General features: G+C 63.7%; 12 protein-coding genes and 3 pseudogenes. 5 read left to right on the top strand and 10 right to left on the bottom strand.

Translation table 11 applies throughout. The features are described from left to right. Positions 1-40 precede the first annotated feature (40 nt). Positions 41-898, top strand: coding sequence for a LysR family transcriptional regulator (locus tag OR16_RS22470; protein ID WP_006160240.1), 858 nt, complete (start codon positions 41-43; stop codon positions 896-898). Here the strand turns inward: OR16_RS22470 and OR16_RS22465 are convergent. Both OR16_RS22465 and OR16_RS22460 read right to left on the bottom strand, forming a co-directional pair. Continuing rightward, positions 895-1899 (bottom strand): zinc-dependent alcohol dehydrogenase family protein, encoded by a 1005-nt coding sequence (locus tag OR16_RS22465; protein ID WP_006160239.1) that lies wholly within the window; start codon positions 1897-1899, stop codon positions 895-897. The genes OR16_RS22470 and OR16_RS22465 overlap by 4 nt on opposite strands. Positions 1900-2218: 319 nt before the next feature. Further along, the gene (locus tag OR16_RS22460; RefSeq protein ID WP_006160238.1) at positions 2219-3157 is read right to left on the bottom strand and encodes a LysR family transcriptional regulator; all 939 of its coding nucleotides are present in this window, start codon (positions 3155-3157) and stop codon (positions 2219-2221) included. Positions 3158-3257: 100 nt separating this feature from the next. Between OR16_RS22460 and OR16_RS22455 the strand changes: the two genes are divergently transcribed. From OR16_RS22455 to groL, 4 genes and pseudogenes are all read left to right on the top strand, one after another. Beyond that, positions 3258-4679 carry an aldehyde dehydrogenase family protein gene (locus OR16_RS22455; protein ID WP_006160237.1) on the top strand — a complete coding sequence of 474 codons (1422 nt, stop codon included), beginning with the start codon at positions 3258-3260 and terminating at the stop codon, positions 4677-4679. A gap of 431 nt (positions 4680-5110) precedes the next feature. Further along, positions 5111-5943 (top strand): annotated as a pseudogene (locus OR16_RS22450) (class I SAM-dependent methyltransferase). Between the two features lie 511 nt (positions 5944-6454). Then, positions 6455-6745: a co-chaperone GroES gene (gene groES / locus OR16_RS22445; RefSeq protein WP_006160236.1), complete on the top strand. Its 291-nt coding sequence runs from the start codon at positions 6455-6457 to the stop codon at positions 6743-6745. Between the two features lie 40 nt (positions 6746-6785). Further along, positions 6786-8429: a chaperonin GroEL gene (groL, locus tag OR16_RS22440; protein ID WP_006160235.1), complete on the top strand. Its 1644-nt coding sequence runs from the start codon at positions 6786-6788 to the stop codon at positions 8427-8429. A 140-nt stretch (positions 8430-8569) separates the two neighbouring features. On the opposite strand, the gene OR16_RS22435 is transcribed toward groL, so the two are convergent. The 8 genes and pseudogenes from OR16_RS22435 to OR16_RS22400 form a co-directional block, all read right to left on the bottom strand. After that, entirely contained in the window at positions 8570-8971 is a 402-nt protein-coding gene (locus OR16_RS22435) for a hypothetical protein (protein ID WP_192816451.1), read from the bottom strand. Then, positions 8971-9699: a metallophosphoesterase gene (locus OR16_RS22430; protein ID WP_006160233.1), complete on the bottom strand. Its 729-nt coding sequence runs from the start codon at positions 9697-9699 to the stop codon at positions 8971-8973. Before OR16_RS22430 ends, OR16_RS22435 begins: the two co-directional genes overlap by 1 nt. A gap of 242 nt (positions 9700-9941) precedes the next feature. After that, positions 9942-10719: pseudogene (locus OR16_RS22425) on the bottom strand (type II secretion system F family protein). 48 nt (positions 10720-10767) lie between these two features. Further along, on the bottom strand, positions 10768-11745 hold the full coding sequence (locus OR16_RS22420; RefSeq protein WP_006160232.1) for a type II secretion system F family protein: 978 nt from the start codon (positions 11743-11745) through the stop codon (positions 10768-10770). 36 nt (positions 11746-11781) lie between these two features. Continuing rightward, a pseudogene (locus tag OR16_RS22415) lies at positions 11782-12970 on the bottom strand (CpaF family protein). Positions 12971-13006: 36 nt separating this feature from the next. Then, complete coding sequence (locus OR16_RS22410) at positions 13007-14200, bottom strand: AAA family ATPase (protein WP_006160230.1); 1194 nt, start codon at positions 14198-14200, stop codon at positions 13007-13009. A gap of 25 nt (positions 14201-14225) precedes the next feature. Next, positions 14226-14684 (bottom strand): TadE family protein, encoded by a 459-nt coding sequence (locus OR16_RS22405; protein WP_006160229.1) that lies wholly within the window; start codon positions 14682-14684, stop codon positions 14226-14228. Continuing rightward, positions 14681-15190: a TadE/TadG family type IV pilus assembly protein gene (locus OR16_RS22400; RefSeq protein WP_043420670.1), complete on the bottom strand. Its 510-nt coding sequence runs from the start codon at positions 15188-15190 to the stop codon at positions 14681-14683. The genes OR16_RS22405 and OR16_RS22400 overlap by 4 nt, the downstream gene beginning before the upstream one ends. Between the last annotated feature and the right edge of the window lie 7 nt (positions 15191-15197).

Genomic DNA, 15197 nt, shown 5'->3' with positions numbered 1-15197 from the left:
GCCCGGCACCTTCCAAACTTAACGTCAGCACATGCCCCGGATGGATTGGAGCGATATCAAGGTCTTCCTGGCAATTGCCCGGGCCGGCACCCTGGGCGGAGCCGCGCGCGCGATCGGGCAGACCCAGCCGACCATGGGGCGCAGGCTCAAGGCGCTGGAGGATGCCGTTGGGCACGCCTTGTTCCAGCGCACCAGCGACGGCTACTTGCTGACCGATGAAGGCGCCGCCGTGCTCGCTCACGCGGAGCGTATCGAGGAGGCTGCGATCGCCTTCGAGCGCCAGCTCTCCGGCCAGGCGCGGGAACTGGACGGCATGCTGCGGATCTCGTCGTCCGACTGGTTTGGCGTGCACATGCTGACGCCGGTGATCGCGGACTTCATCCGCGCGCATCCGCGCGTCGCCGTGGAACTGGTCACCGATGCGCGCTTGTTTAGCCTGGCGCGCCGCGAGGCCGACCTGGTGTTTCGCATCCGCGCGTTCGACGAGGCCGATATCGTGCAGCGCAAGCTGATGCACATGGACTACGCGCTCTACGCCGCGCCCGGCGTGGCGCCGCCGCGCGCGGGCGACGGCGAAGGCCATGCGCTGCTGACGCTGGACGCGGGCTTCGCGGACCTGCCGGACGTGGCCTGGATGCGCAAGCTGCTGCCTAACGCCAAGGTGGCATTCGGCAGCAACAGCCGCGAGGCGCAGGCCAAGCTGTGCGCGGCCGGCGCGGGGCTGGCTGTCCTGCCCTGCGTGCTGGCCGAGCGCCTGGGCGGGCTGCAGGCCATCGACATGGGCGACGCGCCGCCGGGGCGCGATGTCTGGGTGGGCTATCACCGCGACCTGCGCCGCCTGGGACGGCTGCGCGCCTTCCTGGATGCCACCTTCGAGCGCCTGGGCCGCGCTGGCTAGTCCTTGGCGATCTCTACCACCAGCTTGCCCTTGGCCGTGCCGGTCTCGACGGCGCGGTGCGCATCGATGGCGTTATCGAGTCCGAAGTGCCGCGGATCGAGGCGCACGGAGAGCTTGCCCGCATCGGCCAGACGCGCCGCTTCGCGCAAGATCTCGCCGTGGTGCGCGCGGCCCTTGCCGGTGAGCATCGGCATCAGCGTGAACACGCCCGAATACGTGGCCGCGCGAAACGACAGCGGCGCCAGCGCGTGCGTGCCCCAGCCAAGGCAGCTCACCACATGGCCGCCATAGGTGCGCGCAGCCAGAAAAGAACGGTCCAGCACCGCGCCGCCCACGGTGTCATAGACCACGTCGAAGCCCTCGCCCCCCGCGTACTGGTCGACGTACTGCGCAACCGATGTCGTCGCGTGGTCGATCGCGGTGGCGCCATAGCCTTCGATGATCGCCTTCTGCGCGGCCGAGCCCGTGGCATACACTTGCGCCCCGAGCGCGCGGGCGATTTGCACCGCGATGTGCCCCACGCCGCCGGCGCCGCCATGCACCAGCACCTTCTGCCCGGGCTGCACGCGCGCCCGGTCGACCAGTCCTTCCCAGGCGGTGATGAATACCAGCGGCAAGGCGGCGGCTTCGCGCATCGACAGCGCGGCAGGCTTGCGCGCGACCAGGTCGGCATCGACCGCCGCGTACTGCGCGAGCGAGCCCTGCAGGCCGCCCACGCCGCCGGTCATGCCATAGACTTCGTCGCCGGGGGCCAAGGTCGTCACACCCGCGCCCACGGCTTCGACCACGCCGGCCAGGTCCAGGCCCAGCACGGCGGGGAAGGGGTGGCGGGCATGCTCAGCTTGGCCGGCGCGGATCTTGGTGTCGAGCGGGTTGACGCCGCTGGCCATGATGCGTACCAGCACCTGGCCGGGGCCGGCCACCGGCTTGGGAAGCCGGGCGGCGGTGAACGGCGCGCCCGCGGATTCGACTGTAAGGGCCTGCATGGTGGCTTGGGACATGATGTGCTCCGGATCGGTTGGCGATGGGTTGGTGTGACCATTCTTAGCCATGCCGGCGCGCCCGTAAATCAACGCTTCTGTACGCTTGCCATGCAGTTTTGAATGGGGGGCGTCGCCTCGTACTGGAAGAGGAAGAGGAAGAGTAAGAGTAAGAGTAAGAGGGAAAGGCCGACGGTTGCGTAGCCTGTTGCGGCTAATGCCCATGACCCGATTGCCCACGTATGTGCAGGTGGGCTATGGGTAACTTGCACTCCAGCGAAATCGAGCGAGGCGCGAATAAAGATTCCGCCATACGGCCAGCCGTCATCACTGTGGCGCGTCACTCAACGTTGAACCCGTCGCCCTTGTCCGGCCGGCGCGCCCGCCGCGCGTCGGCGTGTTCGCGGATCATGTCCATCAGCGCGCGCAGTCCGGCCGGCACGTGGCGGCGACCCGGATAGTACAGGCAGAGGCCGTCGAGAGGAGGCGTCCAATCTGCCAGCACACGAACCAGCGTGCCAGCTTCCAGATCCGCGGCGACGTTCCACTCGGTCAGATATGCAAGACCGATCCCGGCACGCGCCGCCGCCAGCATCAGGCCTGGCTCGTCGAGCGTCAGCGCGCCTTTGCCATCGATACGCAACGTTTCGCCGTGCCGCTCGAACTCCCACTGATAGATCGCGCCGCTCGGCATGCGCGAGCGGATGCAGCGGTGTGCGTTCAGATCGGCCGGCGTGCGCGGCGGCTTTTGCCGCGCAAAATAGGCTGGACTGCCGACCACGGCAAAGCGCTGCCTGTCCCCGAACGGCACCGCGATCATTTCCTGCGGCACCGTTTCAGTCAGCCGAATGCCAGCATCGAAGCCCTCGGCAACTATATCGATCAGGCGCCCTTCGGTGACCAGATCGAGTTTCATCTCCGGGTAGCGCTGCAGGAATTCGATGAAGAGCGGCATCACCTGCCTGGCCGCGCCGGTTGACGCATTGATACGCAGCGTGCCCGACGGCGTGTCACGGAAGCTGCCGGCCTGCTCGATCGCGACGCGGATCGTGGAGAGCGCAGGCGCAACGCTGTCGACGAACTGCGCGCCGGCTTCCGACAACGCCACGCTACGCGTCGTGCGGTTGAAGAGCCGTACGCCGATACGCGCTTCGAGTGCCGCCACGGCATGACTGAGCGCAGACGTCGACATGCCCAGATCCGTCGCGGCCGCGCGGAAGCTGCGGTGACGCGCGACAGCCAGCACCGCCTCTAGTTCGGCCAAGCCCGATGTCTTCATTATCCGATATTTTTCAATTATACATGCTGTATTGTATGGCTAGTCGGCGCAATGCATCGGGTCTATCTTTAGCGGTCTGGTACGTCTTCTGGGAGCAGCCATGCAGATCATCGACAAAATCTATATCGACGGCGCCTTCGTCACACCGCACGGCGACGAACTGTTCAACCTCTTCAATCCGGCGACCGAGCAGGTAATTGGACGCGTGCGTCTGGCCGATGCGCAAGACGCGCGCGATGCGATCGCCGCAGCAAAGCGCGCGTTTCCCGCGTTTTCCCGCACCAGCAAGAGCGAGCGCATCGACATGCTCAAGCGCATGCACCAAGCTGTTGTCGCCAAAGAGGACGAACTGTACGAGGCGATCACGGAGGAATATGGAGCACCCATATCGCGCGGCCGCTGGATGGCGCAGCATGCCAGCAACGTGCTGCTCGAAGCGGCGAAGGTGCTGCAGGACTATGCGTTCACGCGTCGCGCGGGTATTGCCGAGATCGTGATGCAGCCACTAGGTGTCGCCGGTCTGATCACGCCGTGGAACAGCAACGCGGGCTTCATCTGCGGCAAGCTCGCCACCGCGCTGGCCGCGGGCTGCACGGCCGTCATCAAGCCAAGCGAGATGAGCGCGATCCAGACGCGCATCGTCACCGAAGCGTTGCACGAAGCCGGCTTGCCGCCGGGCCTGTTCAACATCGTGACGGGACGCGGCGAAACGGTCGGCGCGCAGATCAGTTCGCATCCGGATGTCGCAAAGCTGTCGTTCACCGGTTCGACCGAGGTCGGCAAGACGATTCTGCGCGCGGGTGCGCAGACGTTGAAGCGCGTGACGCTCGAACTTGGCGGCAAGTCGCCGGTGCTCGTGCTCGACGACGCGAATTTCGACGAGGTGGTGCCGCTCGTGATTCAGGCCGGTTTCATGAATAGCGGCCAGGCGTGCATCGCGGGCACGCGCATTCTGGTGCCGCAGCAGCGGCTCGCGGAATTCGAAGCGCGGGTGCAGCAAGAAGTGGCGTGCACGCAAGCAGGAGAACCGCGCGATCCGCGGACGACTGTCGGCCCAATGGTCAGCCAGAAGCAGTGGGAACGCGTGCAGCGCTATATCCGGATTGGCATCGAGTCAGGCGCGCGTCTGATCGCGGGAGGCGAAGGCCGGCCAGATGGCATTGACGCAGGATGGTTCGTGCGTCCGACCGTCTTCAGCGATGTGGCCAACGAGATGGCGATTGCCCGCGAAGAGATCTTCGGTCCGGTGCTGTCGATTATCGCGTACCGCGATACTGAAGACGCGATCGCTATCGCCAACGACACCAATTACGGCCTGCAAGCATACGTGTTTTCGGCGGATGACCAGCGTGCGCGCGAGCTCGCACGGCGAATCGACGCGGGTCGAGTCCTAGTCAACACGCTGGCACACGAACCGGCCGCGCCATTCGGCGGCTTCAAGCAATCTGGTATCGGCCGTGAGTACGGCACGTTTGGGCTCGAGGCCTTTCTCGAGCCAAAGGCCATTCTCACTGTTTCGTGATCGCGCAACCCAAGCGCTCGTTGAAGCGACTCGCCGGGCTGCAAGGAGGGGAGGGCTCCCCGCGTTTATGAGTGCCGGAAGACGAAAGGCGGTTGTCTGGGCGGAGCTGTCGTTGGAATGGCTCTGCGCAACCATGGGCCAACCATCTGAAGATGGCCGGGAAGGGACCTCTGCCCGCCGCAACCTGGTCGGATTTTCCCGACCCATATCGGCCATACGGCGGCTGAGATTGCAAGCCCGCTAGCCGCCATTCGCAGCACCACCGCGACCGCGCTGCCACGAGGGCAAGCCTGTTGGAAAAGATCGCTGGACGACGTTGACGAGGCTGGCATGCGCGGCGATCATAGCGCATGGTCGCCAATGCCCGACCAGGCGGGGGACTCGTTGGCGTGGCTGGTCTAGGCGCCATTAAGAGCTGTCAAGGGGATATCATGACTGAGCGCGATAAGGTGTTTTCGGGCTCGATCCCGAAGTTCTACGACACGCTGATGGTCCCCCTGATCTTCGAGGCCTATGCCGCCGACCTGGCGGAGCTTGTCGCAGCCACATCGCCCGGTTCGGTGCTTGAAACGGCGGCCGGCAGCGGCGTGGTCATGCCGGCAGCGGCGTGGTCACGCGGGCGCTTGCGCCAAAACTCTGCGCTGGCGCGCGCTATGTGGTGACCGACCTCAACCAGCCCATGCTCGACTATGCCGCCGCTAGGCAGGGGGCCGATAGCCGTGTCGAGTGGAGGCAGGCGGACGCGCTCGACCTGCCGTTCGAAGATGCCTCGTTCGACGTCGTTTGCTGCCAGTTCGGCACGATGTTTTTTCCCAGCCGGGTCGTCGGCTACGCCGAGGCGCGTCGCATGCTGAGGCCTGGCGGGCGCTTTTTCTTCAATGTCTGGGATCGCATTGAAGAGAACGCCTTTGCCGACGATGTCACCAACGCCGTCGCCACCGTATTTCCGCATGACCCTCCGAGATTCCTCGCCCGCACGCCGCACGGCTATCACGATATCGCACTGATCCAAGAGGAGTTGAGCCGCGCAGGGTTCGCCGACATCGAGATCGAGACACGCGAGAAGGTGAGTTGCGCGGCCTCGGCACGCGACGTCGCCAGCGCCTATTGCCTGGGAACGCCACTGCGCAACGAAATCGAGGCGCGCGACGCCGGCTTGCTTCAGCTCGCCACGGAACGAGCGACGGAGGCGATTGCCAAGCGCCATGGCGCAGGCCCGGTGGCCGGCAAAATTCAGGCACATGTGATCGTGGCGGCGGGATAGTAACGTCTAGGCGCAAGGCTATTGCAAGCTCGGCGACTTCTTCGAGCGCCGTGGCCATTATTGGTTGGCTTGGGTGGCATTGTCGACTACGCCAAGGGCGTTTTGCCCCGCTGTCCGATGAACTTCGGGCGCAACCGGCTTGCCGTGCCGACCTCTTCGCGATGCCGTCGACTCGCGCCGGAGGCGCTGGCTTGGCCCTCGTGCAACGAGCGTCTACGTGGACGCAACCTGTTGATTTGTAACGGGTTGTCGGTCACATGCTCGTCGCCAATGCCCTGGCGGGTTCAACGTTGTGTGAGTCTCGACGGCCAGCCCCCATAACGATTTTCACAATTCCAGGGTAAACACGTATCAAGTCGTCGACTTGAAAACACCACACCCCGTCCCTATAATTAGCACTCGTTGGGCATGAGTGCTAACAGACCTCTCCCAGCGTACTAATTCTGCTGGCCGTCAGTGCTGGCGGTCATTTTTGTGAACCTAAAATCACTTTTTGTACCAAGGAGTCCGTATGAATCTGCGTCCTTTGCACGACCGCGTGATCGTGAAGCGTCTGGACAATGAAACCAAGACCGCTTCCGGCATCGTGATTCCCGACAACGCTGCCGAAAAGCCTGATCAAGGTGAAGTGCTCGCCGTGGGCCCCGGCAAGAAGGACGACAAGGGCGCTTCGATCGTCCTCGACGTCAAGGTGGGTGACCGCGTGCTGTTCGGCAAGTATGCCGGCCAGGCTGTGAAGGTGGATGGCCAGGAACTGCTGGTCATGCGCGAAGAAGACATCATGGCTGTGGTGAACAAGTAATCCACGCACCTCATTCGTACAGATTTAGGAGATTCAGAACATGGCAGCTAAAGACGTAGTATTCGGCGACGCCGCCCGTGCCAAGATGGTCGAAGGCGTGAACATTCTCGCCAACGCGGTCAAGGTTACCCTGGGCCCGAAGGGTCGTAACGTGGTGCTGGAGCGCAGCTTCGGCGGCCCGACCGTGACCAAGGACGGCGTGTCCGTGGCCAAGGAAATCGAGCTGAAGGACAAGCTGCAGAACATGGGCGCGCAAATGGTCAAGGAAGTGGCTTCCAAGACCAGCGACAACGCCGGTGACGGTACCACCACCGCAACCGTGCTGGCCCAGTCGATCGTGCGCGAAGGCATGAAGTACGTTGCCGCCGGTATGAACCCGATGGACCTGAAGCGCGGCATCGACAAGGCTGTGGTGAACGCGGTTGAAGAGCTGAAGAAGCTGACCAAGACCACCACCACCAGCAAGGAAATCGCGCAAGTTGGCTCGATCTCCGCCAACAGCGACGAAGTGATCGGCAAGCTGATCGCTGAAGCGATGGACAAGGTCGGCAAGGAAGGCGTGATCACCGTGGAAGACGGCAAGTCGCTGGCCGACGAGCTGGAAGTCGTGGAAGGCATGCAGTTCGACCGCGGCTACCTGTCGCCGTACTTCATCAACAACCCGGAAAAGCAAGTTGTCGCCCTCGACAACCCGTTCGTCCTGCTGTTCGACAAGAAGATCTCGAACATCCGTGACCTGCTGCCGGTGCTGGAACAAGTGGCAAAGTCGGGCCGCCCGCTGCTGATCATTGCTGAAGACGTCGAAGGCGAAGCCCTGGCGACCCTGGTGGTGAACAACATCCGTGGCATCCTGAAGACCGCTGCTGTCAAGGCTCCGGGCTTCGGCGACCGCCGCAAGGCCATGCTGGAAGACATCGCCATCCTGACCGGCGGTGCAGTGATCGCTGAAGAAATCGGCCTGACGCTGGAAAAGGCAACCCTGCAAGAACTGGGTCAAGCCAAGCGCATCGAGATCGGCAAGGAAAACACCATCATCATCGACGGCCACGGCGACGCAGCCTCGATCGAAGCACGCGTGAAGCAAATCCGTGCCCAGATCGAAGAAGCGACCTCGGACTACGACCGTGAAAAGCTGCAAGAACGCGTGGCCAAGCTGGCCGGCGGCGTTGCAGTGATCAAGGTTGGCGCCGCCACCGAAGTCGAAATGAAGGAAAAGAAGGCACGCGTGGAAGATGCACTGCACGCGACCCGTGCAGCCGTGGAAGAAGGCATTGTCCCCGGCGGCGGTGTGGCCCTGCTGCGCGCTCGCGCTGCCATCGCCAACCTGACCGGCGACAACGCTGACCAGAACGCCGGCATCAAGATCGTGCTGCGCGCCATGGAAGAGCCGCTGCGTCAGATCGTGCTGAACGCTGGCGAAGAAGCTTCGGTCGTCGTGGCCAAGGTCATCGAAGGCAAGGGCAACTACGGCTACAACGCCGCCACCGGCGAGTACGGTGACCTGGTGGAAATGGGCGTGCTGGACCCGACCAAGGTGACCCGCACCGCGCTGCAGAACGCTGCTTCGGTCGCGTCGCTGATGCTGACCACCGACTGCGCAGTTGCCGAAATGCCGAAGGATGACTCGGCTCCGGCAATGCCGGGCGGCATGGGCGGCATGGGCGGCATGGACGGCATGATGTAAATCTGCCGGCCTGCCAAACGGCGACCTGCTGTACCTGTAGTAGCAAAAACCCCCGCTGGCGCGAGCCGGCGGGGGTTTTTGCCTATGGGAAGTCCATGGGGCGGCAGTACCAGCCGAAGGCGCGCAGTCGCGGGAAAGGCTCAGATCTCCACCGTGTAGCACCAGTCGAAGGACGGGTTCTCCGGCTCGCCGGTCTTGCGGCGGATATAGCCGCGCGGGTTGCACACCACGCGGGTGGCGCCCAGTTGATAGTCGAAGCTGTCATGGGTGTGGCCATGCACCCAGAGGGCGGGCTGCCATGCCGAGATTTCCTGGCGCAGGTCGGAGACGAAGCTGGCGTTCAGGTGCGAGCCGGCGAACTTGGGGCTGATGCTCAGCGGTGACGGCGCGAAGTGCGTGATGACGACGGTCTGGCCGTCGTGGGGCGCGTGGAACCGCTCGGCCAGCCAGGCTACCGAATCCGCGAACAGCGCCTGCGACGTGGCGGGCGTGAAGCGCTCCTCGAAATCCGGTGCAACGCGGATGCGGGAGAAGTCGCGCATCAGCAACTGGGCATCTCGCAGGCCGTCTTCGCGCTGCTGCGGGGAGAGTAATCGAAACCGGTATGCGTATGGCCATGGACCCACAGGTCGGCCTGCGCGACCAGGTCCGGCCGGCGCGAGATAAAGCCGGCAGAGACCAGGTCGTGGGAGAAGCGCGGGTCCAGGCTGCCGAGATCCGGCGCATGGTGGGTTACCACCACCGTCTTGCCGGCAAAGGGCCTGGCGAGTTGCGCTGCCAGCCAGTTGCTGGCCACCTCGTGCCGCGCCAGGGCATCGGCCACGGTGAAGCGGCGGTGCTGGCCATTGCCATCGGCCACCTCGATCAATCGGTGGTCGACCATCACGCCGGCGCAGAGCTGCATCGACTCCTCGCGCCGGCCGGCGCCAAACAGCGCGTAGTCGGTCCACCAGGTGGTGCCGATCACGCGCAGCGGCTCGCCTGCCAGGTTGTCGAAACAAGCCACCTCGCCATTGAGCACGCGCACATGCGGCGCCGCCCCGGCGGCCTGCGCCATCTCCGCGTCCACCTGCTCGAAGGCGCTCTCGTAGTACTCGTGATTGCCCGGCACATAGACCACCGGCCCCGAAAAGGTGCGCGCGGCCCAGTCGACGCCGGCGCGGCCATTGGCGATATCGCCGGCCAGCACCACCAGGTCGGCGGCGCAGGCGGGTACCGCCGCCGGTGTGTCGTGTTCGAGGTGCAAATCGCTGAGGATGCGGAGCTTCATGGGGTCTCCATGCGAAATGCCGACGCGTCGACGGCAAGGGGCCTGCCCGTATTCTTCATGCGCGCGAAGAACAGGTCAAGCGCCATGGGCGCGTCGCGCCGCTCGCCCCTCACCGGCAGGCATGCTGGCTATGTGTGCCGCCAGCAAAAACGCCCGGACAAAGTCCGGGCAAGACTGGCTCCCTGGCGTTGCACCGGGAGACAATCGAGGGAGCGACGTCCAGTCAGGTGAGGCTAGCTAGCTCACTGGCCGGACATGGTCGGTAGCAAGACCCGGTAGATCTGGATGAATGCGGGGCCGAGCAATACCAGCAGCAGCGTGGGGAAGATCATGAAGATCAAGGGGAATAATAGCTTCAGTGCAATCTTCGCGGCCTGTTCCTCAGCACGCATGCGGCGCTTGGTTCGCAGCATGTCGGACAGTACCCGCACGCAGCGCGAGTTCGTCCGCCACGCGCATCAGCGCCGCATCGAGCCCGAGCCCGGCCTCCACGCAAACCGTGAGCAGATCTATCACGTCCGGAAACTCCTCGAACACCGCGCGTTTGCGGTTATCCACCTTGCGCGATAGCACGGCATTGGGCAGGTAGTAACCAATCGCGCCCAGTACCGCCAGGAGCGCGACGATCTGGTACTGCCCCTGGAACGCCTGCAGGCCGCTCACCGCCACCAACGCCAGCATGGGCAGGCCGATGGCCAGCACCGTTTTGGCGGCGAAGTAGAGATGCGGCGCAGCATTGCTGCGCCAGCCAGCGTTCATGAAGCGCACGCGCATTTGCGAGCCTTCCCAACCCTCCTTGGGCAACGACAGGCGGGACACGGGCTTGGCCCACCGCACCAGGTTGTCGATCCAGGCATTGTCCTGCCCTGTGCCCGCCCCCGTGGTCGTACCGACTATCTGCCCCATCCTCGCGCTGGCCCGGCTCGGCGCGAATGTCAGCAGCAGACCGAACACCGCGCCAAACGCCGCCACAAAAATGAGAACCAGCATCAGGATCTGCTCTGTATGGACACCTTGCATGATCGCCTCCGGAATCGAGAATTCTGCTTATTTCTGGGTCGCGCACATTCAGACCCGGATACGGATGATCCGGCGCATCCAGAAGACGCCGAGCGTCATTCCCCCCAGCGCCATCCCGACCATCTTGAGGCCCATCGGGTCTTGCCATAGCACGGTCATGAAATCCGGATTCACCACGAGAATCAGCGCCGCGGTGCCGAACGGGAGCAGGCCCAGTATCCACGCCGAGAGACGCCCCTCTGCCGACAGCACCTTGATCTTGTCGAACAGCTTCAGGCGTTCACGCACCAGGTTGCCGATCGTGTCGAGAATCTCGGCAAGGTTGCCGCCGCTCTCGCGCTGTATCAGTACCGCGATCACGAAGTAGCGCAAGTCGTTGATTGGCACTCGCATTGCCATGTTGGTCATTGCCTCGTCGAGAGCGACTCCGTAATTGATCTCCTCGAAGGTAGTCCTGAATTCGCGGCCCATCGGGTCCTTCACCTCCTGCCCCACCATCCCCAGCGCACCTGAGAAGGAGTGCCCCGCGCGTAGCGCGCGGCTGATCATGTCGACCGCATCGGGCAATTGCGTCTCCAGTTGCTTGAGGCGTTTATGCCGAAGTGCGATGACATGCCAGACTGGCAATGAGCCAACCAGCAAGGCGCCCAGGATCACCAGTCCCAGTGGCACGGGCAGCAGCGGCACGAGCGCCAGCGTGCACAGCGCGACCAGCCCGCAATAGCCGAGTAGCTGCGCAACCGACCACGTGCTCCCGGATTGCTCGAGCCATCGGTCGAGCCCGCCGACGCGAGGCAGCATCAGCAGCCAGCGCTGCAGCAACGGTGTGTTGCTTAACATGCGCCCCTTCAGGATCGACAGGGTCTGCGCGCTAACTTGCCCGCCGGCCGACAGCGACCGCAACCTGGCCTCGATCCGCTTCGCCGCCGGGCCGTGGTAATTGTTCCACCAGAGGTAGGCGCCTTCGATGCAAAGCACCACCGCAGCGAACAACAAGATGATGAAGGCATAAAATATGAAGCTCATTTTCTTCTCCCCGCATTCTCTGTGCCGATGGCCGATTCAGACGTCGAAGCGCTTTGCCGGGTCATAGGTTTCGTCGGGCAGGCCCACGCCGAACACGCGCAGTCGTTCAGCAAACTTCGGGTACACGCCTGTGGCGCGGAAGTGCCCGTTGACCGTGCCATCCTGGGCTACGCCGGTACGCTGGAAGGTAAAGATCTCCTGCATATTGATGATCTCGCCCTCCATGCCTGTGATCTCCTGGATGCTGACTATCTTCCTGCGCCCGTCAGTCAGCCGGGACGCCTGCACAATGACGGTGATTGCCGAGGATATCTGTTGCCGGATTGCCTTCGGTGGCAGGTTGAGGCCCGCCATGCTGACCATGTTCTCCAGGCGCGTAAGCGCATCGCGTGGCGTGTTGGCGTGGATGGTGGTCAACGACCCCTCATGGCCGGTATTCATCGCATTGAGCATGTCCAGCGCCTCGCCACCTCGCACCTCGCCCAGGATGATGCGGTCGGGCCGCATGCGCAGCGCGTTGCGCACCAGCGCGCGCTGCGTGATCTCACCCTTGCCTTCGATATTCGGTGGCCGCGTTTCCAGTCGCAGCACGTGCGGCTGGCGCAACTGGAGTTCCGCGGCATCCTCGATGGTGACCACGCGCTCGCTCTCCGGAATGAAACCGGACAGGATGTTCAGCAGCGTGGTCTTGCCGCTGCCGGTTCCGCCTGACACCAGCACGTTGACCTTGGCGTGCGCTAGCGCCTGCAGGAGTTGCGCCATCGGCGGCGTGAGGCTCTTGAGCTCGACCAGGTTGGCTACCTGCAGGGGATTGACGGCGAACCGGCGGATCGAGAGCAAGGGACCATCGATGGCGGAGGGCGGAATGATCGCATTGACGCGCGAACCGTCCGGCAGCCGTGCGTCCACCATCGGACTGGTTTCGTCAATGCGCCTGCCGACTCGCGAAACAATCTTCTCGATGACCTTCATCAGGTGCGCATCATCGTAGAACGTGACATCGGTGAGTTCCAGCTTGCCACGCCGCTCCACAAAGGTCTGTTTCGCCGTGTTGACCGGGGTAGCGCGCCAGCCGTTCCAGTTCCACGCGGTCCAGCACCGTCTCATGGATGGTCCGCTTGAACGAGCGGTAGTTCGCCGGGGTCGGGGGAAACTGGATCGCCCCATGGCCATTGGCGATGAAGGCAGGCTGGCTTGGGCTCGACAGCTGATCGCGGATTGACATGATGATCTCCGGTAAGGGAATCAGGAACTCGGTGGCTCAGGTTGCGCGCGTGCGCAGCATCAGCTTGCGCAACGGCGACACGGTTTCTTGTTGCGCGCGGCGCTCCGCCCCGGATGTGGCCACGAACAGCGTACCCAGCGCCAGGATCGCCTTGGCGATGGCGCTGCGCTTGTGGGATTTCGCGACCGGCTCTCCGTGGCTGATGGCCTCGTCGACCGCCGAGGACTCGTCGGGCAGCGCGTGGAAGATCTTCATGCCAAACACGTCGCCCAGGGCCGAGCGGGCCAGCGCATTGCGGCGGCCCGCGCGATTGAGCAAGATGTGGACCTTGTCGGCCGAGTAGTGCAGGGCGCGCAGGATATCAAGCAAGCGGCGTCCCGGGCGGGCAAAGGCGATGGTTGGTTCGACGACGACGCAGATGCGATCGCTGCGATCGAGCAGTCCGATGGACAGAGGGTCGACCGCCTGCCCGATGTCCACGATCACAAAGTCGTAGACCGGCTGGACCACCGAGAGTATCCACTCGAGTTTCTCTTTCTGAATCTGGCCTGCCTTGATCGGGTCGGTGGCACCGGCCAGGATGTCGAAATTGCTTTCGACATGCGTCAGGCACGCATCAAGGAGCGCTGCATCCATCCGCTCGATCTGACCGCAGATTTCCGGCAGCGTGGAGGGCGGCGTCCTGTCGCTGACGAGGTAGGTCAGGTCTCCGAATTGCCGGTTCAGGTCGATTACCAGGACGCGCTTTCCCAACTGGGCGCCAAGCGCATACCCGAGATTGCTGGCGAGGAAGCTGGTGCCCGCACCGCCCTTGCATGAGATGAACGAGATCACTTGCGCCATCTCGCGACTCTTGGGCACATGGCTGGCCTCCACCCGCCGCAGCGCTTCCGCCAGCTGCGCCCTTTCCAGCGGCCACGCCAGGACGTCGCGCACACCCGCGCGCAGGGCCTTGATCAGGCAGTCGGAGCTTGGGTTGAGCGTGACAAGAATGCAAGGCAGCTCGGGGTGCTGCTGGCGCAGGGCTTCGATGCCATGCATCTGCGAGGCCCCGACAATGGGTTGCTCGATGATGAGGAGGTCCGCCAACTGCATCTGGCTGCCATGGAATGGGAACCGCGCCGGTCCCTCCTGCAAGGACATGGTCTGGAAGTTCCCGATTCCCGCGCACAGGCGGGAAATCTCGTCAAGCTTTTGGGCATCTTCCGATGCGATCAGAATCTTCAACATGGTGCGTTCTCCAGTCTCGGGCAATCTAGCTGCAAACCGATCCGCCGCTTGACGAGTTCATGCTCTCTCGGGACAGCGTGGATGTGAAGGGTGGCATGGTCAGCGTGATCGGAAGCAAGGGGATGAACGTTCTTACCGAGACGTTGGATATGCTGACGGTTGCGCTCTGGCAGGTGCCGCGCGCGGTGACCGCATCGGAGTCGCATCCGGTTGGCAGATAGTTGAGCTGGATGTTGGCGGCGCTGAGCAGTGGCAACAGGGAGCGCATCTTGGTCTTGATGATCGCGTCGTCGGCGTCGCAGACGACCGCCATGCGCGCGCCGAGCCGTGTCGCCTCGGCTGCGGTGTTCCAGTAGAACAGCACGCGGGATATCTCCACGATGCCAATCAGCAGGGGGAAGAAGATGCCGGCTATCAAGGCGAACTCGACAGCAGTCGCGCCGCGCTGCCGCGCAGGCCGGAAGAAGGGGAGCCGCGTTTTCATAGCACTTGCCTCATGACGGTGGCGATGTCGGTGAAGGTCAATCCGCTTGCATTGATGAAGGTCTGGATGGGCGAGTACGTATATCCGGTGATCTTTACCGTGACGAGGTTGATCGTGCCGGCCGGCGTGCCCGTGCCCGCGCTGTTGTCGTAGGTGCTCACGTCGGCGAATGACATGCCGGGGCAGCCTGACGCATCGACCCGATCGCAGATCACCACCATCGAGGTAGTGAGACCGGTGGAGAGCGCGGAGCCCGAGCAGCTGGTATTGCCGTAGACGGCCAGGCATTTCGCCGGCCCGGTCGGATAACTGACATCCAGCGGAGAGAACTGCGACAAGTAGCGGGCGGCGGAGCGCGTGCCCTTGGTCAGGGTGTCGAACTGGTAGATGGCGCGCCCGAATTCGGCCACGCCACAGACCATCAGCAGCATGGGGACCAGGAGAATGCCGAACTCGACGGCTGCCACCCCGCGATGGCGCGCCAGGAGCATTTTTCTTGTCTTCATGATCTCC

It is taken from the genome of Cupriavidus basilensis OR16 (genome assembly GCF_000243095.1).
Taxonomy (GTDB): Bacteria; Pseudomonadota; Gammaproteobacteria; order Burkholderiales; family Burkholderiaceae; genus Cupriavidus; species Cupriavidus basilensis_D.
This window is presented reverse-complemented; position numbering and strand designations above follow the sequence as displayed.